Below are 19,721 nucleotides of genomic sequence, written 5' to 3' on the forward strand. Positions count from 1 at the left end.
CGGTCGGCGCGGCTGCGGGTTGGTACGGCGGCGGGTCGTTCACGGCAGCAGGTGGAACTCCGTGCAGCACCAGTGGTCGCCGGCCCACTCCATCCGGGCGGCCAGCGCGCGGACCCGCCCCCGGCGGGTGACCACGACACCGGCCAGTTCGGTGACCTCGTGGGTGATCCGGCAGAGCCGGACGCCGCCGAGGCGCACGCCCTGCCCGGCCGCCATCGCCCGGCCGACCCCGGCCGCCGCCGGCGCGGTGAGGACGCCGGCCAGCTGCGCCAGCGGGCGGCGGCCGTCCACGGCCTCCACGACGGCCGCCAGCAGCCGGTGCGCCGTGGCGGCCCGGCGGTCCGGTGCGGGCTTGCGGGCGCGCAGGACCCGGCGCGGGGATGACATGCTGAACCGAGGGGGCGCGCGTCGGCGGCGTACCACGATCACCTGCGGGAGGTAGGTGTGCGCGGGTTGGTGCTGGACTTCGGCGGGGTGCTCACCGACTACGGCGACGACCTCGCCGCGAGCCTGCCGCCGCTGGCCGCCGTGGCGGGCGAGGTGCGGCGGCGCGGCGTGCGCACGGCGATCCTGTCCAACGCGGACGGCCTGTGGTCGCCGCCCGCCGGGTGGCAGGACCTGTTCGACCTCGTCGTGACCTCCGGTGAGGTCGGGCTGGTCAAGCCCGACCGGCGGATCTACCTGCTGGCCGCGCGGCGGCTGGGCGTCGAGCCGGGGGAGTGCGTGTTCGTCGACGACCTCGCGGTCAACGTCCGGGGCGCGGCGGCGGCCGGGATGGTCGGCGTGCACCACCGGTCCGTGCGGTCCACCGTCGAGGAGCTCGAAGTGCTGCTGGACGTCCCCCTGGGGGAGTGAGCGGTGACCTTCCGCTGCGGTATTCCACTCGGGCGGTGAATTGTCCGCCGACCGCGCCGGAACGTACATTCGAGTGGCCCGCCAGGTGGTCGCACCCGCTGTTCGGGGGCGGGCTGGAGCGTTCGGCGTTCCGCGAATCCGGGCCGACGGCCGGATGTCGCGTGACGCGCGCGGCAGGGCCGGCACCGGAGGAGTGACGCCACAGGAAGGGTCGCGCGCGTCGGGCCGGTTCGTCGGCGGCGGGACGCCGAGGAGGGGTTGATCGGGCGGCGCGCGCCGGCGGTCATCGCGCCGGCGGGACGCGACCCCGGGTCGACCCGTGTTGAGCGGCGCGGGCGTCGGAGTGGCCCTCCGGCGCCCGCGCCGCCGCCCGCGCGCCGCTCTAGCGGGCGGTGCGCCGCCGGACGACCTCGAAGCACAGCACGGCCGCCGCGCTGGCCACGTTGAGCGACTCGACCCCCGCCGCCATCGGGATGGACAGCCACCCGGTGACGTGCGGGCGGACGTCGTCGGAGACGCCGGCGGTCTCGCTGCCCAGCACGTACGCGGCCCGCTCGGGCAGGTCGGCGGAGTACAGCGACTCCGGCGCGCCCGCGTCCAGGGCGTAGAGCGGGTACCCGGCGGCGCTCAGCTCGGCCGCCGCCTCCCCGGCCGTCGCGCACTTGAGCACCGGGGCCCGGAACGCCACCCCCGCCGACGCCTTCACCACCAGCGGGTCGATCGAGGCGACCCCGCGGCGCGGCACGACGATCCCGTCCAGGCCGGCGGCGGTCGCGGTGCGCAGGATCATGCCGACGTTCGCCGGCGTCGTGATGCCGTCGAGCAGCAGCACCCCGCGGGGCCGCTGCTCCAGGCCGCTCGCCAGCGGCAGCATCCGCGGGGCCACGACGTCGGCCAGCACGCCCTGGTCGTGCCGCCCGTTGCCGGCCAGCACCTTCACCCGCTGCGCCGTCGCCCGCCGCACCGGCACGCCGCGGCGGTCCGCGGCCTCCAGGATCTCCCGCGCCGCCGGGCCCCGCGCCCCCTCGGCGAGCAGCACCTTGTCGACTTCCAGGCGGGGGTCGTCGAGGGCTTCGAGCACGGGCTTGCGGCCGTAGACGGTGACGAAGCGGTCCTTGGGGGAGATCACTGTGTCATTTTGCCGCGCCTTCGGCGCGGCGGCGTGGCCGCCTGGTAGTCGGCCCATCGCGCCTGATTTCTTGCCGATCGAAAAGCGTGATCGGCAAGAAATGAGGCGCGACAGGCCGACGCGGCCACGCGTGGGGTGGTGCTGAGGGAGGGGAGAGGAGAGGGAGGGGGTGTGGGGAGTGGGGAAGGGAGAGGGGAGAGGGGAGAGGGGAGAAGGGGGGTGTGGGGCGGATGGGGGTGGAGGGTGTACCCGTTTGGGGCTTGTGTTGCGGCTCTCAGTCATGATGATCGTCACATGACTTCGCGCGACGAGGCGCACCGGTTGCTGGCCAGTGGCCGGGAGGCGGACGTCTACCTGCGTCCGGACGGCCTGCTGGTCAAGCGCAGCCGCGCGGGCCGGGACCTGGAGCCCGAGGCGCGGCTGATGCGCCACCTCGGCGCGTGCGGCGTCCCGGTGCCGAGGGTGCACGAGGTCTCCGGCGCGGACCTGGTCATGGAGTACGTGCCCGGTCCGCGGATGTCGCAGGAGCTGGACGCCAAGCCGTGGCGCGCGGGCGCGCTGGGGCGGGAGCTGGCCGAACTGCACCGCGGGCTGGACGACGTGCGCGTGCCGGACTTCCTGCCCGGCGAGGGCCGCCTGCTGCACCTGGACCTGCACCCCGGCAACGTGGTCCTCGGCCCGGCCGGCCCGGTGGTGGTGGACTGGGCCAGCGCGCAGCGCGGCGACCGGCGGGTGGACGTGGCGCTGAGCTGGCTGGCCATCGCCGTGGCCCCGCTGCGGCCGTTCATGCGGCTGGCCCGCTCGCGGCTGGTGCGCGGGTTCCTCTCCGGCGTCGACCGGGAGGTGCGCGCGGCGATGCCGGCCGCCGCCGAGATCAGGCTCGCCCGGCACAGCCGGGACCCGGTCGAGGTCAGCGCCGTGCGCAGGGTCGTGGCGAGGTGCAGCGACTAGCCTGGTCGCCATGCCCGACCGCCTGTCCGCGCTGGACGCCTCGTTCCTGTACCTGGAGGACTCCACGACGCCGATGCACGTGGGCGGGGTGGCGGTGTTCCGGCGGCCGAAGGCGGGCTTCGACTACGACGGGCTGGTCGACCTGATCGAGCAGCGGCTGTCGCTGGTGCCGCGCTACCGGCAGAAGGTCGTGCCGGTGCCCGGCCGGCTGGCCCGCCCGGTGTGGGCGGACGACCCGGACTTCGACGTGACCTACCACGTGCGGCGCTCCGCGCTGCCCAAGCCGGGCACCGACCGGCAGCTGCACGAGCTGGTGGCGCGGCTGATGTCGCGCCCGCTGGACCAGACCCGGCCGCTGTGGGAGGTCTACCTGGTGGAGGGCCTGGCCCGGAACCGGTCGGCGGTGATCACCAAGTCGCACCAGGCGGTGGTCGACGGCATCGGCGCGCCCGAGATCGGCCAGGTGGTCCTGGACGCGTCGCCCCGGCCCCGGCAGCCCGCGCAGTCGCTGTGGATGCCGCGGCCCGCGCCCAGCGGCCTGAACCTGGTCGTGGACGCGGTCGCGGAGGCCGTGCAGCGGCCCGGCGAGCTGGTGGAGAACGTCCGCAGCGCCGCCATGGACACCGTCGCGACCGTCCGCAAGGTCACCGGCGCGCTGGGCGGCCTCGCGTCGGCGGTCCGCACCGCCGCGACGCCCGCGCCGGGCAGCCCGCTCAACGTCCGGATCTCCCCGCAGCGCCGGTTCGCGGTGGCCCGCGCCCGCTTGGACGAGCTGCGCGCCATCCGCCGCGCGCACGGCGGCACGGTCAACGACGGCGTGCTGGCCGTGCTGTCCGGCGCGCTGCGCAACTGGCTGCTGTCGCGCGGCGAGGTCGTCACGGCGCGGACGACCATGCGCGCGATGACCCCGGTGTCGGTCCGGGACGACGACGCGAAGGGCGGCCAGGTGGCGGCCTACCTGGTGGACCTGCCGGTGGGCGAGCCGAACCCGGTGGTGCGGCTGCACCACGTCAGCCACGCGATGCGCGCCCACCAGGAGTCCGGCCAGCAGGTCGGCGCGCAGACGCTGGTGAAGCTCTCCGGCTTCGCGCCGCCCACCCTGCACGCGATGGGCGCGCGGGCGGCCAGCTCGTTCTCCCGGCGGCTGTTCAACGTGGTGGTGACGAACGTGCCCGGCCCCCAGGTGCCGCTGTACGCGGCGGGGGCCAGGATGATCGAGATGTTCCCGGTCGTGCCGCTGGCGAAGAACCAGGCGCTGTCGATCGGCGTGACGTCGTACGACGGCGGTGTGTACTTCGGCCTGAACGCCGACCGGGACGCGATGCCCGACGTCGACGTCCTGGCGGGGATGGTCGAGGAGTCGGTGGAGGAGCTGATGGGAACGGTGTCTCAATGAGGGTCTACCTGCCGGCGACCGTCGCGATGCTGCGCGACCTGGTGGAGCGGGGCGAGTTCACGCCGGTGGGCGGCACGGGCTTCGCGCTGACGCCCGCGCTGCGCGAGTCCTACGCCTCGGGCGACACCGAGGAGCTGGAGTACTCGGCGATGCTCGACGCGGCCCGCGCGTCCCTGCGGCTGCTGGCGGCCGAGGACAAGGCGGTGCCCCGCCGGGCGGTGGTCTCGGTGGACGTGGCGGAGGTCAGGCTCCGGCCGGACCTGGACTTCTCGGTGGTCAAGGTCGCCGGCCCGGTGCCGGCGGAGGACGTCGCCGCCGTCCACCTGGACACCTCCGACGCGGAGGACGCGGTCCGGGAGGCGGTGGAGGTCGTCGACGCGGCCGACCTGGGCGACCCGGACGCGGAGTTCGCCCTGGGCGAGGCCGAGGACCACGAGCTGGCCTGGTACGCGCCCCAGGAGCTGCCGTTCGTGCTGGAGCTGATGTAGCGGGCGCTCACATGCCGGGCGCCGGCTCCCACAGCTCCACGCGGTTGCCCTCCGGGTCGACCACCCAGCCGAACCGGCCGAACTCCGAGTCCTCGGTCTGCGGCAGCACCTCGACGCCCCGGTCGCGCAGCTCCCGCAGCAGCGCGGGCAGGTCGTCCACGCGCAGGTTCAGCATGGCCCGCTGGCCGGGTTCGCCGAAGTAGTCGGTGTCGTTGGCGAACAGCGCGAACGTGGTCGTCTCCGCCGCCGCCCAGTGGAACGTCACCGCGCCGTGCTCGCTCATCGGCACGCCGAGGTGCTCCCGGTACCAGCCCGCCAGCCGCACGGGGTTGCGGGCGCGCAGGAACACCCCGCCTATCCCGGTCACTTTCGCCACGACCGCGCACCGTACTACCGAAGGCGCGAAGCGGTGATCACCCGCCGGGTGGCGCGCCGGTGGGCGCGGGGAGCCCGCGGCCTCGCAGGCGTCGGGGAGGGGGTGCCGTCGGCGCTGCCGGGGGCCGGCTCGCGCGAACCCGGCCGCGCCCCGCCGGCTCAGTCGTACTCGTCGTACTTGCCGCGCGACTCCAGCAGCCGCCGCAGCGAGGCCAGCCGCCCCGGTGACGCCTCGCCGGAGACCACCAGCCGGTCCAGCACGCAGTCCGGGTCCTCCGGCGGGCCCAGGTGCCCGCACCCGGACGGGCACTCCTCGGCCATCGCCCTCATGTCCGGGAACGCGCCGACGATGTCGTCCGGCGTGATGTGGGCCAGCCCGAACGACCGGATGCCCGGCGTGTCCACCGCCCACCCGCCCTCGGGCAGCGGCAGCGCCACCGCCTGCGTCGACGTGTGCCGCCCCTTGCCGACACCGCTCACCACGCCCACGGCCCGGTTCGCGTCCGGCACCAGCCGGTTGACCAGGGTCGACTTGCCCACGCCCGAGTGCCCGATCAGCGCCGAGAGCCGGTGGACCAGGCGTTCCCGCAGCTCCGCCGGGTCCTGGTCGGACCGGGTCACCACCACCGGCAGGTCCAGCTCCGCGTACGCGGCCACCAGCTCGTCGGGCGGGGCCAGGTCGGACTTCGTCAGGCACAGCAGCGGTTCCAGCCCGCCCGCGTAGGCCGCGACCAGGCACCGGTCGATGAAACCCCGGCGCGGCTGGGGGTCCGCCAGCGCCGAGACGATCACCAGCTGACCGGCGTTGGCGACGACCACCCGCTCGAACGGGTCGGTGTCGTCGGCGGTCCGGCGCAGCACCGACCGCCGCTCGGCCACCTTCACGATGCGCGCCAGCGTGTCCGGCTGCCCCGAGGTGTCGCCGACCAGCCCGACCCGGTCGCCCACGACGACCGGCGTGCGCCCCAGCTCCCGCGCCCGCATGGCGGTGACCAGCCGCTCCGGGTCGTCCTCCACGGCGCACGTCCACCGGCCCCGGTCGACCGCGACGACCATCGCGGTCACCGCGTCGGCGTGCTCGGGCCGCTTCTTGCTGCGCGGCCGGGTCCCCTTGCCCGGCCGCACGCGCACGTCGGACTCGTCCATCCGCCGCCAGTCGCGCCCCACGGTCAGCGCGCCCCGAGCATCGTCGACCACATCCCCGGGAAGTCGGGGATCGTCTTGGTCGTCGACCCGATGTCGTCCACCGCGACACCGGGCACCACCAGCCCGACGATGGCGCCGGCGGTCGCCATGCGGTGGTCCGCGTAGGCGCGCCACACCCCGCCGCGCAGCGGCCGGGGCGTGATCACCAGGCCGTCGTCGGTCTCCTCGACGGCCCCGCCGAGCCGGGTGACCTCCGCCGCGAGCGCCGCGATGCGGTCGGTCTCGTGCCCGCGGATGTGCGCGACGCCCCGGATCCGGCTCGGCCCGTCGGCCAGCGCGGCCAGCGCGACGACGGTCGGGGTCAGCTCGCTCTCGTCGCGCAGGTCGACGTCCAGCCCGGACAGCCGCTCGGGGCCGCGCACGGTCAGCCCGCGCTCGTCCAGCGCCACCGCGCACCCGAACCGCTCGAACAGCTCCCGCACCGCGCCGCCCGGCTGGGTGGTGGTCGCGGGCCAGCCCGGGATCGTCACCTCGCCGCCGGTCACCGCCGCCGCGGCCAGGAACGGCGTCGCGTTCGACAGGTCCGGCTCGACCCGCCACTCCCGCGCCGCGATCGGCCCGGGCTCCACGCGCCACCGGTCCGCCACCGAGTCGTCCACCACGACGCCGGCCTCGCGCAGCATCGACACGGTCATCCGGATGTGCGGCGACGACGGCACGGGCTCCCCGCGGTGCACCACGGTCACGCCGCCCTCGTACCGCGCGCCCGACAGCAGCAGCCCCGAGACGAACTGCGAGGACGCCGACGCGTCGACCACCACCTCGCCACCGGGCAGCCCGCCCTTGCCGTGCAGCGTGAACGGCAGCGCGTCGCCGTCGACGTCCGCGCCCAGGGCGCGCAGCGCGCCGAGGATCGTGCCCATCGGCCGCACCCGCGCGTGCTCGTCCCCGTCGAACACCACGTCGCCGACGGCCAGCGCCGCGGCGGGCGGCAGGAAGCGCATCACCGTGCCCGCCAGCCCGCAGTCCACGTCCGCCGGCCCGCGCAGCGCGCCCGGCGAGACCAGCCAGGACCCGTCCGGCCCGTCGGCGACGCCGACGCCCAGCGCCGCCAGCGCCGCCGCCATCAGCGTGGTGTCCCGGCTGCGCAGCGGGGCGCGCAGCGCGGACCCCCCGGAGGCCAGCGCGGACAGCACGAGGGCGCGGTTGGTGATCGACTTGGAGCCGGGCACGGGTACCGTCGCGTGCACGGGACCCTGGGCGGTGGGAGCGGACCACTGCGAAGTCATGGGCCGATGATCCCGCATCGGGTGGTCGGCAGCTCGCACCGGTGGTCCCGACGTGCGACGATGGCCAATCGGAGGTGATCGGTTGTGTGCGGCAGGTATGCCTCCACCAAGGACCCGGCGCTGCTCGCGGCGGAGTTCGACGCGGTGGACGGCACCGACGGCGACGCGCCCGGCCCGGACTACAACGTGGCGCCGACCAAGGCGGTGCCGGCGGTCGTGGAGCGCCACCCGCGCGACGCGGAGGGCAACCCCGACCCGGACACCACCGAGCGCAGCGTCCGGGTGATGCGCTGGGGCCTCGTGCCGCACTGGGCGAAGGACCCCTCCGGCGCGGCGAAGATGATCAACGCCCGTTCGGAGAGCGTCCTGGAGAAGCCCGCGTACCGGGACTCGGCGGCCAAGCGCCGCTGCCTGGTCCCCGCCGACGGCTGGTACGAGTGGCAGCCGGGGGAGGGCCGCAAGCAGCCGTACTTCATCAACCCCGGCGACGGCTCCAGCCTCGCGATGGCGGGCATCTGGTCGGTGTGGTGGCAGCAGGAGGGCGACGAGCGCAAGCCGGTCATCACCTGCGCCGTGCTCACCACCGACGCCGTCGGCGAGCTGGCGAAGGTCCACCACCGGATGCCGCTGGTGCTGCCGCGCGACCGCTGGGCGGCGTGGCTCGACCCGGACCGCGCCGACCCGGGGGACCTGCTGGCCCCCGACCTCGACCTGGTGAACGCGCTGGAGCTGCGCCCGGTGTCGATGCGGGTCAACAGCATCAAGAACAACGACCCGTCCCTCATGGACGCGGTGAAGCTGGAGCCCGACCAGGTCCCCGAACCCACCCTGTTCGAGCTGTCATGACCAGCACCACCGTCGACACCCCGCACGGCCCCGCGCGGGCCGAGCTGCACTGCGCCCCGGAAGGCCGCGCGGCGCTGCTGCTGGGCCATGGCGCGGGCGGCGGCATCTGCGCGCCGGACCTCGTCGCGGCGGCGCGGGCGGCGGTGGACGCGGGCGTGCACGTGGCGCTGGTCGAGCAGCCCTACCGGGTGGCCGGCCGCCGCGCGCCGGCCCCCGCGAAGCAGCTCGACGCGGCGTGGCTCGCGGTGGTGGAGGACCTGTCGACGCGCTGGTTCGACGAGGTGCCGCTGATCTTCGGCGGCCGGTCCTCGGGCGCGCGGGTGGCGTGCCGGACCTCGGCCGAGGGCCAGGCGGTGGCCGTCCTGTGCCTGGCCTTCCCGGTCCACCCGCCCGGCAAGCCGGACAAGAGCCGCCTGCCGGAGCTGGACGCGGTCGACCCGCCGGTCCTCGTCGTGCAGGGCGACCGCGACCCGTTCGGCCGGCCCGAACCCGCGCACCACCGGGAGGTGGTGCTGCTGCCGGGCGACCACAACCTGAAGGCCGACCTGGAAGGCGTCCGGCGCACCGTGGGCGAATGGCTGGACCGAATCCTGCGCCCGTTGGACTAGCGCGCTTCAGCTCTCGCCTCAGGCCGCGCTCCGCGCGGCGACACTTCAGCTCTCGCCGTTAACCGCGCTCCGCGCGGCGGCGCTGTTCAGCGCAGCCGTGTGCCTCGTGTTCTCCCCGTACGGCCTGGGCGCAGCCCAATCACGTTTGATCAGGGGTGTCAAGCACGCTTTTCGCTTGACACCCCTGATCAAACGTGATTGCCTTCGGCAGGCCGTACGGGGAGAACACGACGCACTTCCCTTCTCCTTGGGGGCCTCCCGGCCGCTCTTCATACCTCTGACCTGCACCGATCCGGGTGAGATTTGGTGCGGTACCGCCCGAGGCTGAAAAGATTGAAAGAGTCCTCGCCGGACGGGCAGGCCGCCAAGGAGAAGGAAAAGAAACAGCGGTCGTGTTCTCCCCGCATGACCTGTCTAAAGACGACCATGCTTTTCCTGGGGGTGCAAGCGAAAAGCGTGCTTGCACCCCCAGGAAAAGCATGGTAGCCCTCCGGGCAGGCCATACGGGGAGAACACGAAGACACCGGACTGCACGGGGCGTGCCGAAGGTCCGAAAGCAAAAGCCGCAAGCGGGTCGTGGGGCTGAAGCCGTGGGGTGGAGGGGGCGAGGGTCAGGCGGAGATGGTCGCGACCACCGCGCCGGTCAGCCGGGCGAGTTCGGCCGGCGCGATCTCGACCTCCAGCCCGCGACGGCCGGCCGAGCAGTAGACGGTGTCGAACCGCTCGGCGGAGCTGTCGAGGACAAGGGGGAGGCGCTTCTTCTGGCCCAGCGGGGAGATGCCGCCCGCCACGTACCCGGTCGCCCGCTCGGCGGCGGAGACGTCGGCCATCCTCGCCTTCTTGCCGCCCAGCGCAGCCGCCAGCGCCTTGAGGTCCAACTGGCCGGTGACCGGGACCACGCCCACGGCCAGCCTGCCGTCCACGTCCGCCACCAGGGTCTTGAACACCCGTTCGGGCGCGATGCCCAGCGCCTCGGCGGCCTCCAGCCCGTACGACTCGTGGCGGGGGTCGTGTTCGTACGAGTGGAGCAGGTGCGCCACCTTCTGCTTGTCGAGCAACGCCGTGGCAGGCGTCCCGCGTCCGGCCATGGACGCGCACCTTAGTGGGAATGCCCGACGGCCCGCTCGCGTTGTTGGTCGACGTGGCAACCGAGGTGATCGAACAGCAGGTCAGGTCCGGCACGACCCGTCCACCGCGCGGGTCGGCCCGCTGCCGACCGGGTGACCGCCGCGTATCCTCGAACACGACCCACACAGCTTCATCCACCGCGCCGACCGGCAGGTGGGGAGGGAGCGCGGTGCCAGCCACGCGAACGCAGGACACGCCGACGGACGAGACAACGGCCGAGCGCGCCGCCCGCTTCGAGCGCGACGCGATGCCCCTGCTCGACCAGCTGTACTCGGCCGCCCTGCGGATGACCCGCAACCCGGCCGACGCCGAGGACCTGGTCCAGGAGACCTACCTCAAGGCGTACGCGGCTTTCGCGTCCTTCTCGCAGGGCACGAACCTGAAGGCTTGGCTGTACCGCATCCTGACGAACACCTACATCAACGGGTACCGCAAGAAGCAGCGCCAGCCGCTGCAGCAGCCGACCGACGAGATCACCGACTGGCAGCTGGCGCAGGCGGAGAGCCACACCTCCACCGGTCTCCGCTCGGCGGAGATGGACGCGATGGACCGGCTGCCGGACTCGGACGTGAAGGAAGCCCTCCAGCGACTCCCCGAGGAGTTCCGGATCGCGGTGTACCTGGCCGACGTCGAGGGCTTCGCGTACAAGGAGATCGCAGACATCATGGGCACCCCCATCGGCACCGTGATGTCCCGGTTGCACCGGGGCCGCAGGCAGCTACGCGAGCAGTTGGCCGACGTGGCGCGGGAGCGGGGCTTCCTCCGCGCCGGGCAATCGGAGGTGGCGGGCCGATGAGCTGCGGAAAACCCCACGAGACGGACTGCGCGGAAGTGCTCTCCGAGGTCTGGCTCTACCTGGACCACGAGTGCGACCAGGGCCGGATGGAACTGCTCAGGACCCACCTGCAGGAGTGCCACCCGTGCCTGGAGGAGTACGGCATCGAGGAGCACCTGAAACTCCTGCTGGCCAAGAAGTGCGGTGGCGAGCACGCGCCGGAGGAGCTGCGGCGCCGGCTGCGCGCCCGCATCCACGAGGCGACGGTGACGTCCGACTCGGCCGTGGAGACCGTCGAGACCATCGAGGTCGAGGTGGACGTCGAGGTCGAGGCCCGCGCCGCGGACAACGCCTGACCCCCAGGGGGGACCCACCCGGAACGAACGGGCCGCCCCGGAGCGCTGCTCCCGGGGCGGCCCGGTCCACACCGGATCGGGCGATCAGGTGTTGGGGCGCTTCCCGTGGTTCGCGCCGCCCTTCTTGCGGTCGCGGCGCTTGCGGGCCCGCTTCGACATGGGGTTCTCCTCGTGCTCAGAGTGCTTCACCCCAGTGTGTCACGCCCCCGCCGCCTCCCGGCGCGGGGTCCGCGCCGTGGTTGGATGGCGGCGGAGCGAAGGAGCGGGATGATCGGGAAGACCCGGGCGGGGACCGCCGTGGGCGAGCGGATCGCGGTGGTGGGGCAGCCCTGTCCACGCTGACCGACCTCCTCGCCGAGCACACCGGCCTGTCCGGCGCGGCCGTCGACCACCTCCAGCTCGTGGTGGCCGAGTGGCAGCTGCTGTCCGACCTCAGCTTCGCCGACTTCCTGCTGTGGGTGCCGCTGGAGGACGGGCCCGACGGCGCCGGGACCTTCCTGTGCGTCGCGCAGGCGCGCCCCACCACGGCCCCGACCGCCCACCCGGAGGACGTCGTGGGCAGCACGGTCGACGTGGACGAGCACCCGCAGCTGCGCCGCGCCATGGCCGAGTCCCGCATCTGCCGCGAGGAGGACCCCCGGTGGCACCTGGGCGTCCCGGTGCGGCGCGAGGCCATCCCGGTGCGGCACCGGGACGGGGTGGTCGCGGTGCTGAGCCGCAACACCAACCTGGCCGTGCCGCGCGTCCCGAGCCCGCTGGAGATCTCCTACCTGGGCAGCGCCGCGGACCTGTGCCAGATGATCTCCGACGGCACGTTCCCGACCACCGAGCCGTCCCCGGACGTCCACACCAGCCCCCGCGTGGGCGACGGCCTCATCCGCCTGGACGCCTCGGGCGCGGTGGTCTTCGCCAGCCCCAACGCCCTGAGCGCCTACCACCGCATGGGCCACGCGTCCGACCTGGTGGGCGTGCACCTCGCGCCGCTCACGAGGTCCCTGATCGGCGACCCGTTCGACGCCACCGAGGTGGCGCAGCGCATCCGGGCGGCGCTGGACGGCCACCCGTCCATGCGCATCGAGGCCGAGTCGCGCCGCGGCGCCGCGGTGCTCTTCCGCGCCCTGCCGCTGCGGCCCCGGGGCAGCGCCGCGGGCGCCCTGGTGCTCTGCCGGGACGTCACGGAGGTCCGCCGGCGCGACCGCGCCCTGATGTCGAAGGACGCGACGATCCGGGAGATCCACCACCGGGTGAAGAACAACCTCCAGACCGTCGCGGCCCTGCTCCGCCTCCAGAGCAGGCGGACCAGCTCCGAGGAGGCCCGGGAGGCCCTGGCCGAGTCGGTCCGCCGGGTGACGTCGATCGCGCTGGTGCACGAGACGCTGTCCATGTCGGTGGACGAGCGGGTCGACCTCGACGACGTGGTGGACAAGGTCATCCCGATGATGTCCGACGTGGCCGCCACCGAGTCGCAGGTGGTCGTGCGCCGCGAGGGCCCCTTCGGCATCGTGCCGGCGGAACTGGCCACGCCGCTGGTCATGGTCCTCACCGAGCTGGTGCAGAACGCCTTCGAGCACGCCTACACCGCCGGCCAGCGCGGCGAGGTGGTCGTGCACGCCGAGCGCTCCGCCAAGTGGCTGGACGTGGTGATCTCCGACGACGGCCGCGGCCTGCCGCCGGGCTTCTCGCTGGAGCGCACCGACCGGCTCGGCCTGCAGATCGTCCGGACGCTGGTGGAGTCCGAACTCAGGGGCAGCCTGAGCTTGCGGCGCAGGCCCGAAGGCGGTACTGAGGCGGTCCTGCGCGTGCCACTCAGGGCACGGCGTTAAACTGACCCCCGTGCACACGTGACGACCTACCTCAGCGGAGTCACGTGGTCATGCGGGAGGGTGTGCAACACAAGCGAAAGGCCCGACACCTGGCACGGTGTCGGGCCTTTCGTCATGTCGCGCGGTGCGCGGCGACCCTCAGGCGTTGCTGCGAGCCCTGGTCCGGGCGTTGCGACGCTTGAGCGCGCGGCGCTCGTCTTCGCTCATCCCGCCCCACACGCCGGCGTCCTGGCCGCTCTCCAGTGCCCACGCGAGGCAGTCGGAGACGACGGGGCAGCGGCGGCAGACGGTCTTCGCCTCGGCGATCTGGAGGAGCGCAGGACCGCTGTTCCCCACGGGGAAGAACAGCTCGGGGTCCTCGTCGCGGCAGATCGCGCGGTGGCGCCAGTCCATTGGAACTACTCCTCAGCTAGGCGTGCTCAAGGCACGCCACTCGTCAGCGGTCGGTTTTTGGGGTGCTTGTGAATGCTTTCACGAACGGCCGGGATGTCAAGGGGTTAGCACTAACCCGGTGAGTGAACTCACCCGAAAGATCGACTCGCTTCTTCCGGCATTCACCCTGGGGTGCCACCTCGTCGCGGTTGGGTAGCGCCCCGGTCACACCACGGTCACACCGTACGGGTCACGCCGCAACCTGAGCGTGTCCGCACTCCCCGCCGATCGCACCGCTCCGCTCAGACCGCCACGGTCAGGGCGCGGGGCACCGACGTGAACTCGACCTCCGTGCACGACCCGAGCAGATCGCCGTCCACCTGGAGGTTCACCGGCTCCGGGCTGGTCACGCGGACGAAGTCCACGTCGTCCCGCCGGAGCAGGTTGCCGCCCTTGGGGTTCCCGTCCGTGGCCAGAAGATGCGCGACGTACCGGGTGACCGTCGGCAGGCCCAGCGCGCGCAGCGCGAACACGCCGAGCCCGCCGTCGAACGAGGTGCTCGGGTTGAGCCGGATGGCCTTGTCCTTCAGGTACGTCCACGGGTCGGTGTTGGACACGAACGCCAAGCGGACGTCCTCGAAGGGCTCCTCGTCCGGGATGCGCACGGTCAGCCGCGACGGGTGCCGCCGCTGCGACACGTAGCTGGACAGCGCGGTCCGCACGTACAGCGCCGGTGAAGCCTCCCGGCCCCTGGCGCGCTGCGCCTCGACCCCGGCGACCACGTCCGCGTCCCAGCCGACGCCCGCGTTGAAGGTGAACCACCGGTCGTGCCCCGCCCCGGACCCGGCCGAGGCCGAGGAGACCCGGCCCAGCCCGACCCGCCGGCTGGTGCCGTGCTCGATCGCCTGGAGCAGCCGGTAGGTGGCCTCCACCGGGTCGCGCGGCAGCCCCAGCGCGCCCGCGAACACGTTCGCCGACCCGCCGGGCACCACGCCCAGCATCGGCACCCCGGGGCCCGTGCCGCCGCGCAGCACGCCGTTGACGACCTCGTTGACCGTGCCGTCGCCGCCGTGCGCGACCACCAGGTCGTAGGCGTCCAGCACGGCCTGGGCCGCGGCGTCGGCCGCGTGCCCGCGGTAGCTCGTCTCGACGATGTCGAGCTTCACGTCGCTGGCCAGCGCGTGCGCCAGCACGTCCCGGCCGGCCGGCGTGGTCGCCGTTGCCTGCGGGTTGACCACCAGAAGTGCGCGCACTACTGAAGGGTAGGACAGCGCGTGACCTGCGACAGGCTGCGCGTCACCCGGTAGGAGGGTTCAGAGCGCACGAAAGTGGTCCATCTCTCCTTTCCGCGTACTGCCGATCCCTGCTGCGTCCCGTTCCTGCTGCTGCACCTCTTGCGCGTGCCGCCTACGGCAAGTGCACCCCGGCCCGACCGCCGGCTCGCCGAAGAACACCACGATCCTCGCTCTTCGCACCGCACAACGGGACTCGCCAACCGGGTGGCCTACGATGCGTGACGAGTACGCACCGTGAGGAAAGGCCCAGCGTGACGCAGGAGCAGCAGGTACCCCGCGCGGTCCGCGCGGCCGGCGTGCTGACCGCCCTCCAGGGCCTCGCCGGGCTCGGGTTCGCGGTGGCGCTGGTCATCCGGGCCTTCTCCGTCGACCACACGGCCGCCGTGCTCGGCGAGGCGGCCTACTTCGTCGTGCTCGGCGGCGGCGTGCTGGCGGCCGGCGTCGGGCTCGTGCTCGGCGGGCGCTGGGCGCGCACGCCGTCGATCGTCGTGCAGCTGCTCCTGCTGGGCGTCGCCTGGTACACGTACGGCCCATCGGGGCAGCAGCTCTACGGCGCGCTGCTGGGCCTCTACGTCGTCGCGGTGGTCGCCCTGCTGTTCACCAACCCCGTGCGCCGGTGGGCGCTGGGCGTGGACGACGCGGACGGGTGACGGCCGGTCCGGACCCGACCATCGGGGGGCGGGCCGCCGACTAACGGCGGGTGTCGTTATTCCCTCCGACAGGTGACGCTGTGGTGGTGACCTCGCCCCTGTCGGTCCGGCGAGGTGACCCGGCCCGCGCCGCCGTCGCGGTGCGCCCGGCGCTCGCCGGGAGGGGCCACCGGGTCGGCGCGGCGCCGACCGGCGACCGGTCCGGCCGGTCGGACCACACCGCCGTCATCCGCCACCGCGACGGGACGCACCCCCGCGCGGGCGCCTGACGACACGCCTCCCGGCCGAGGGGGTTGACCCCCTGCATCGCCTCCTCGGCCGGGACACCACGCGGTTTGGCTTTCGGCGGGTTCACCAGTCACAATCACCCTGCGTGTTCACATGTGGTGGATGGACACGAACGGAGTAGCCGGATACGGTTCGGCAGGCGTTCGCGCCGCTCCGGGAGCAGGCAGGGTGAGGTGCGCGGTGCAGATCCCCCCGAGACGGGTGCCGGCGAGCGGTGACGCCGAGCGCCCCAACGTGGCCCGGCTCTACGACTACTACCTCGGCGGCGCGCACAACTTCGCGGTCGACCGCGAGTTCGCCGAGCGGGCGCTGCGGGTCATCCCCACCGACGAGATCATCCAGCACACCCGCTCGTTCCTGCGCCGCGCGGTGCGGGTGTGCGTCGCGAACGGCATCCGCCAGTTCCTCGACCTCGGCTCCGGCATCCCGACCGCCGGCAACGTCCACGAGGTCGCCCAGCAGGCCGCCCCGGGGTGCCGCGTGGTGTACGTGGACAACGAGCCCGCGACCGCCGCCCACGGCCGCACCATGCTGCGCGACAACCCCGCCGCGGCCATGGTGGAGGCCGACCTGCGCGACCCGGCCGCCGTGCTGGGCTCGCCGGAGGTCCGCGACCTGCTCGACCTGTCCCGGCCGCTGGCCGTGCTGCTGGTGGCGAGCCTGCCGTACGTGCCCGACGCGGACCGGCCCGCCGAGGTGGTCGCCCGCTACCGCGACGCCGCGGCGGCCGGGAGCCACCTGGTGCTCAGCCACCTGACCGACGACGTGGAGCCGGACATGGTGGCGAAGCTGGTGGACGTGGCCGCCCAGACCATGACCCCGATCGTGGCCCGGTCGCGGTCGGCGGTCGAGGCCATGGTGGCGGGGTTCGAGCTGCTGGAGCCGGGGCTGGTGCTGACGGCCCGGTGGCGCGGCGAGGGCGACGAGCCGATCGGCGCGGAGACGGTCAGCTACGGCGCGGTCGGCGTCAAGCGCTGAACCGCGCCGGTCCCCCCGGGCTCCTCGGTCCCTCCGGTCTCCTCGGTCAGCCGACCGCGTCGGACCGGTCGGCCGCCTCGGCTCGCCCGGCTTCCCCGGCGAGCGCGGACAGCGCCCGGTCGGTGAGCCGGAAGACGGTCCACTCGTCCTGCGGCACCGCGCCCAGCGACCGGTAGAACCCGATGGCCGGGGCGTTCCAGTCCAGCACCGACCACTCCAGCCGCGCGTAGCCGCGGTCGGCGCACTCGCGGGCCAGGGCCGTCAGCAGCGCCCTGCCCAGGCCGCTGCCGCGCTGCCCCGGCTGGACGTAGAGGTCTTCGAGGTAGATGCCGTGCGTGCCGCGCCAGGTGGAGAAGTTGAGGAACCACAGGGCCGTCCCGACCACCCGGCCGTCCACCTCGGCCACGTGCCCGAACAGCGCGGGCTCGGGCCGGAACAGCGCGTCGTGCAGCTGCTCGGCGGTGAGGTGGCACTCGTGGCGGGCGCGCTCGTACTCGGCCAGCTCCTGCACCAGCCCGACGATCGCCGGCACGTCCTGCGCGCGGACCCGGCGGATGCGCGGATCAGTCAACGTCGACCTCCCAGGCCGGGACGTTCAGCCGGCGCACCTGCGGGTCGCCGCGCTCCTCGCCGAGCACGGCCAGCCCGGCCGGGTCCAACCCGAAGTGGACGCCCTCCCCGGGCGGCAGGTTCAGCCAGGTGGCGATCAGCACGCGGCTGAAGTGGCCGTGCCCGACCAGCACCACGTCCCCGCCCGCCAGCGCCCGGCGCGCGCGGTCGACCACGGCGCGGGCCCGGGCGCCCACCGCGTCGTGCGCCTCACCACCGGGCACCGGGTGCGTCCACACCGTCCACCCCGGCACGGTCTCGCGGATGTGCGGCGTGGTGAGCCCCTCGTAGTCGCCGTAGTCCCACTCGGCCAGCTCCTCGGTCCGCTGGGCCTCCAGCCCGGCCAGCTCGGCGGTCCGCCAGGCGCGCTCGCGGGGGCTGCTCAGCACCAGCGCGGCCGGCCGGTCGGTGCCCCGCAAGCGGGCCAGCACGGCCCCGGCGCGCCGCGCCTGCTGGACCCCCTCGTCGGTCAGCGGAATGTCGGAACGCCCCGTGTGCCGCCCGCTCTCCGACCACTCGGTCTGACCGTGGCGGAGCAGGTAAACGTGAGAGGTCACGCGACGATCCTAGTGTCGGGACCGCGGACCTGCCGTTGTGGAAGATCACATCCATTAGGTTCGGCTGGTGCGCGACATGCTGGAGAGCGTTTTAAAGCTGCAGTTGCAGTTCGACTCGACCCACACCCCGGCGATGCTCCGGCGCGGCGAGCTGGTGCGGGGTGGCATCGCGGGGTGGGTCCGGGAGCGGGCCGCGGCGATCAACTCGCGGCTGCCGGCGCCCATCGACGACCTCAAGGTGACCGCGCGCGACCACACCGGGCGCAAGAGCGAGATCCCGTGGGTGCGCGTCCACTCCGCCGGCCGGTCCCCGTCGGCCACGGTCGGCTGGTACCTCGTCTACCTCTTCGACGCGCCCGGCGCGAACGTCTACCTGACGCTCATGCAGGGCGCGACCCAGTGGGTGAACAGCGAGTACCGCCCGCGCCCCAGGCAGGACCTGCGGCTGCGGGTCGACTGGGCGCGGCGCGCCCTCGGCGAGGAGCTGGAGGTCCGCTTCGACCGGCTCGACCGGATCGCGCTCGGCTCGCGCAAGGCGAAGCTCGGCCCCGCCTACGAGGCGGGCACGGTCGCCGCGCTGCAGTACCCGGTGGACGCAATCCCCGAGGAGTCGGTCCTGGAAGAGGACCTCGCGTACATGCTGTCCGTGCTGAGCACCCTCTACCAGCGCGTCGACACCGCGCTCGACCTGCCCGGGGAGCTGCCGCCCGAGGTCTCCGACGCGATCGTGGCGGCGGAGCGCGCGGCGGGCAGCCGGCGTCATGGGCAGGGGCTCCGCCTGGACGCGGGGGAACGCCTGGCGATCGAGCGGCGGGCCGTGCTGCTGGCCACCGAGCACCTGAGGGTGAACGGCTACCGGGTGAAGGACGTCGGCGCGCAGGAGTCGTACGACCTCGACGCCAGGCGCGCCGACGAACATCTCTTCGTGGAGGTGAAGGGCACCACGACGACGTGGACACCGACCAGCGAGATCATCCTGACCAGGAAGGAGGTCGAGCTGCACGAACGCGAGTACCCCAACACCATGCTGGTCGTGGTCAGCGGGATCGCCCTGGACCGGAGCACGGACCCACCCGGCGCGTCGGGTGGCGTCCTGCACGTCGTGCACCCCTGGCGGATAGCCCGTGAACGGCTCACCGCGGTGTCCTACCGGTACGTGGCGGCACCCGACACGGATGCTTGACGTCCGCCGCTCGGATGGGCCGATCGAGTGAACTTCGGCGACGCCCTGCGCGGGCCGGTGGCGGGGGCTCCGGGGGAGCGGGCCCGTCGGAACTGATGGGATCCGGGGCGGGGGAGGGGCGGTCGCCTTCAGATCCGGGGCTGTCGGGGCCGGGGCGCGGCGTTGCGCGGCCGGGCGGCTGCCGGGGTTCGATCCGAAGCCGGTCGGTGGCGGGGGCTGCCGCCGGTCGGCGGGCCGGCCGGCCGCCGGGGCGCGGGTGCGGGGGCCGGAGGGCTCCGGGCGTTCGGACTGGCGTCCGCCGGGAGTGCGCGAGGCCGGCGGGATTCAGTTTGAACGAGCGGTGGACGAAATGTGATGGAGCATTTCCGTCGTATCCGGGAGAAGGGGCCCCGGGTGTGCCCGGAACGGCTCGGCCGCGGTGTTTGCGCCTCCTTTTCCGGGCCTGCACAGTGGTGGCGAGGAGTTAAGGAGAAGCTCATGGAACTGAAAGTGGAGTTCACCGCCTGCTGCCCGTGGCCCGATTTCGCCCGGGCCGTGCGCACCGTGCTGGCGCTGGTGCTGGTCATCCTGGTGGTGCTGGTCGCGGGCGGTCAGTGGCCGGTCGCGGGGTGGCCGGTCTGACCG

Annotated in this window: 25 protein-coding genes; 14 read left to right on the forward strand and 11 right to left on the reverse strand. The window is 73.7% G+C overall.

Going from position 1 to position 19,721, the window contains the following annotated elements; all coding sequences use genetic code 11:
- Positions 1 to 39 precede the first annotated feature (39 nt).
- The gene (locus JOE68_RS19155; RefSeq protein WP_204843673.1) at positions 40 to 387 is read right to left on the reverse strand and encodes an Rv3235 family protein; all 348 of its coding nucleotides are present in this window, start codon (positions 385 to 387) and stop codon (positions 40 to 42) included.
- Positions 388 to 444: 57 nt separating this feature from the next.
- On the opposite strand from JOE68_RS19155, the gene JOE68_RS19160 reads away from it, so the two are divergent.
- Positions 445 to 855, forward strand: coding sequence for an HAD-IA family hydrolase (locus JOE68_RS19160; RefSeq protein WP_307819745.1), 411 nt, complete (start codon positions 445 to 447; stop codon positions 853 to 855).
- Positions 856 to 1,237: 382 nt separating this feature from the next.
- Here JOE68_RS19160 and JOE68_RS19165 read toward each other — a convergent pair whose 3' ends face one another.
- Positions 1,238 to 2,041: a TrmH family RNA methyltransferase gene (locus JOE68_RS19165; protein ID WP_204843674.1), complete on the reverse strand. Its 804-nt coding sequence runs from the start codon at positions 2,039 to 2,041 to the stop codon at positions 1,238 to 1,240.
- Positions 2,042 to 2,278: 237 nt separating this feature from the next.
- On the opposite strand from JOE68_RS19165, the gene JOE68_RS19170 reads away from it, so the two are divergent.
- From JOE68_RS19170 to JOE68_RS19180, 3 genes are read left to right on the forward strand one after another with little or no spacing between them, the layout of a single operon-like run.
- On the forward strand, positions 2,279 to 2,935 hold the full coding sequence (locus tag JOE68_RS19170; protein WP_204843675.1) for a phosphotransferase: 657 nt from the start codon (positions 2,279 to 2,281) through the stop codon (positions 2,933 to 2,935).
- Positions 2,936 to 2,945: 10 nt separating this feature from the next.
- On the forward strand, positions 2,946 to 4,331 hold the full coding sequence (locus JOE68_RS19175; protein ID WP_204843676.1) for a WS/DGAT/MGAT family O-acyltransferase: 1,386 nt from the start codon (positions 2,946 to 2,948) through the stop codon (positions 4,329 to 4,331).
- Positions 4,328 to 4,819, forward strand: a complete 492-nt coding sequence (locus JOE68_RS19180; RefSeq protein WP_204843677.1) for a DUF6912 family protein — start codon at positions 4,328 to 4,330, stop codon at positions 4,817 to 4,819. Before JOE68_RS19175 ends, JOE68_RS19180 begins: the two co-directional genes overlap by 4 nt.
- Positions 4,820 to 4,826: 7 nt before the next feature.
- Here JOE68_RS19180 and JOE68_RS31885 read toward each other — a convergent pair whose 3' ends face one another.
- From JOE68_RS31885 to aroA, 3 genes are all read right to left on the reverse strand, one after another.
- Complete coding sequence (locus tag JOE68_RS31885) at positions 4,827 to 5,195, reverse strand: VOC family protein (protein WP_204843678.1); 369 nt, start codon at positions 5,193 to 5,195, stop codon at positions 4,827 to 4,829.
- Positions 5,196 to 5,353: 158 nt separating this feature from the next.
- Complete coding sequence (gene rsgA / locus JOE68_RS19190; RefSeq protein WP_204846181.1) at positions 5,354 to 6,340, reverse strand: ribosome small subunit-dependent GTPase A; 987 nt, start codon at positions 6,338 to 6,340, stop codon at positions 5,354 to 5,356.
- A gap of 23 nt (positions 6,341 to 6,363) precedes the next feature.
- Positions 6,364 to 7,629: a 3-phosphoshikimate 1-carboxyvinyltransferase gene (aroA, locus tag JOE68_RS19195; protein WP_204843679.1), complete on the reverse strand. Its 1,266-nt coding sequence runs from the start codon at positions 7,627 to 7,629 to the stop codon at positions 6,364 to 6,366.
- Between the two features lie 84 nt (positions 7,630 to 7,713).
- Between aroA and JOE68_RS19200 the strand changes: the two genes are divergently transcribed.
- Positions 7,714 to 8,475 carry an SOS response-associated peptidase gene (locus tag JOE68_RS19200; protein WP_204843680.1) on the forward strand — a complete coding sequence of 254 codons (762 nt, stop codon included), beginning with the start codon at positions 7,714 to 7,716 and terminating at the stop codon, positions 8,473 to 8,475.
- Positions 8,472 to 9,083 (forward strand): alpha/beta hydrolase family protein, encoded by a 612-nt coding sequence (locus JOE68_RS19205; RefSeq protein WP_204843681.1) that lies wholly within the window; start codon positions 8,472 to 8,474, stop codon positions 9,081 to 9,083. Before JOE68_RS19200 ends, JOE68_RS19205 begins: the two co-directional genes overlap by 4 nt.
- Positions 9,084 to 9,694: 611 nt before the next feature.
- On the opposite strand, the gene ybaK is transcribed toward JOE68_RS19205, so the two are convergent.
- Complete coding sequence (gene ybaK, locus JOE68_RS19210; protein ID WP_204843682.1) at positions 9,695 to 10,171, reverse strand: Cys-tRNA(Pro) deacylase; 477 nt, start codon at positions 10,169 to 10,171, stop codon at positions 9,695 to 9,697.
- Between the two features lie 209 nt (positions 10,172 to 10,380).
- On the opposite strand from ybaK, the gene JOE68_RS19215 reads away from it, so the two are divergent.
- Positions 10,381 to 11,007: a sigma-70 family RNA polymerase sigma factor gene (locus JOE68_RS19215; protein ID WP_204843683.1), complete on the forward strand. Its 627-nt coding sequence runs from the start codon at positions 10,381 to 10,383 to the stop codon at positions 11,005 to 11,007.
- The gene (gene rsrA, locus JOE68_RS19220; protein WP_204843684.1) at positions 11,004 to 11,342 is read left to right on the forward strand and encodes a mycothiol system anti-sigma-R factor; all 339 of its coding nucleotides are present in this window, start codon (positions 11,004 to 11,006) and stop codon (positions 11,340 to 11,342) included. The genes JOE68_RS19215 and rsrA overlap by 4 nt, the downstream gene beginning before the upstream one ends.
- Before the next feature lie 84 nt (positions 11,343 to 11,426).
- On the opposite strand, the gene JOE68_RS32465 is transcribed toward rsrA, so the two are convergent.
- Positions 11,427 to 11,501 carry a 50S ribosomal protein bL37 gene (locus JOE68_RS32465; RefSeq protein ID WP_370467464.1) on the reverse strand — a complete coding sequence of 25 codons (75 nt, stop codon included), beginning with the start codon at positions 11,499 to 11,501 and terminating at the stop codon, positions 11,427 to 11,429.
- A gap of 170 nt (positions 11,502 to 11,671) precedes the next feature.
- Between JOE68_RS32465 and JOE68_RS19225 the strand changes: the two genes are divergently transcribed.
- Positions 11,672 to 13,165, forward strand: a complete 1,494-nt coding sequence (locus tag JOE68_RS19225; protein WP_204846182.1) for a PAS domain-containing sensor histidine kinase — start codon at positions 11,672 to 11,674, stop codon at positions 13,163 to 13,165.
- Between the two features lie 138 nt (positions 13,166 to 13,303).
- On the opposite strand, the gene JOE68_RS19230 is transcribed toward JOE68_RS19225, so the two are convergent.
- Together JOE68_RS19230 and JOE68_RS19235 are read right to left on the reverse strand one after the other, a co-directional pair.
- Positions 13,304 to 13,558 (reverse strand): WhiB family transcriptional regulator, encoded by a 255-nt coding sequence (locus tag JOE68_RS19230; RefSeq protein ID WP_015104912.1) that lies wholly within the window; start codon positions 13,556 to 13,558, stop codon positions 13,304 to 13,306.
- Positions 13,559 to 13,839: 281 nt separating this feature from the next.
- On the reverse strand, positions 13,840 to 14,790 hold the full coding sequence (locus JOE68_RS19235) for a diacylglycerol/lipid kinase family protein (protein WP_204843685.1): 951 nt from the start codon (positions 14,788 to 14,790) through the stop codon (positions 13,840 to 13,842).
- Between the two features lie 293 nt (positions 14,791 to 15,083).
- Between JOE68_RS19235 and JOE68_RS19240 the strand changes: the two genes are divergently transcribed.
- From JOE68_RS19240 to JOE68_RS19250, 3 genes are all read left to right on the forward strand, one after another.
- Positions 15,084 to 15,482, forward strand: coding sequence for a hypothetical protein (locus JOE68_RS19240; RefSeq protein ID WP_307819746.1), 399 nt, complete (start codon positions 15,084 to 15,086; stop codon positions 15,480 to 15,482).
- An 86-nt stretch (positions 15,483 to 15,568) separates the two neighbouring features.
- A complete protein-coding gene (locus JOE68_RS19245; RefSeq protein ID WP_204843687.1) occupies positions 15,569 to 15,751 on the forward strand; it encodes a hypothetical protein in 183 nt (60 codons plus the stop codon).
- 199 nt (positions 15,752 to 15,950) lie between these two features.
- The gene (locus JOE68_RS19250; RefSeq protein WP_307819747.1) at positions 15,951 to 16,748 is read left to right on the forward strand and encodes an SAM-dependent methyltransferase; all 798 of its coding nucleotides are present in this window, start codon (positions 15,951 to 15,953) and stop codon (positions 16,746 to 16,748) included.
- A gap of 46 nt (positions 16,749 to 16,794) precedes the next feature.
- Here JOE68_RS19250 and JOE68_RS19255 read toward each other — a convergent pair whose 3' ends face one another.
- Together JOE68_RS19255 and JOE68_RS19260 are read right to left on the reverse strand one after the other, a co-directional pair.
- Positions 16,795 to 17,319: a GNAT family N-acetyltransferase gene (locus tag JOE68_RS19255; RefSeq protein WP_204843689.1), complete on the reverse strand. Its 525-nt coding sequence runs from the start codon at positions 17,317 to 17,319 to the stop codon at positions 16,795 to 16,797.
- Positions 17,312 to 17,914: a histidine phosphatase family protein gene (locus tag JOE68_RS19260; RefSeq protein WP_204843690.1), complete on the reverse strand. Its 603-nt coding sequence runs from the start codon at positions 17,912 to 17,914 to the stop codon at positions 17,312 to 17,314. Before JOE68_RS19260 ends, JOE68_RS19255 begins: the two co-directional genes overlap by 8 nt.
- A 76-nt stretch (positions 17,915 to 17,990) precedes the next feature.
- Here JOE68_RS19260 and JOE68_RS19265 point away from each other — a divergent pair, with 76 nt between their 5' ends.
- Together JOE68_RS19265 and JOE68_RS19270 are read left to right on the forward strand one after the other, a co-directional pair.
- Positions 17,991 to 19,097, forward strand: a complete 1,107-nt coding sequence (locus JOE68_RS19265) for an MrcB family domain-containing protein (protein WP_239564373.1) — start codon at positions 17,991 to 17,993, stop codon at positions 19,095 to 19,097.
- Between the two features lie 477 nt (positions 19,098 to 19,574).
- A complete protein-coding gene (locus JOE68_RS19270; protein ID WP_204843692.1) occupies positions 19,575 to 19,718 on the forward strand; it encodes a hypothetical protein in 144 nt (47 codons plus the stop codon).
- The last annotated feature ends 3 nt before the right edge of the window (positions 19,719 to 19,721 follow it).

Origin of the sequence: Saccharothrix algeriensis, from assembly GCF_016907655.1 — a bacterium.
Lineage (GTDB): Bacteria > Actinomycetota > Actinomycetes > Mycobacteriales > Pseudonocardiaceae > Actinosynnema > Actinosynnema algeriense.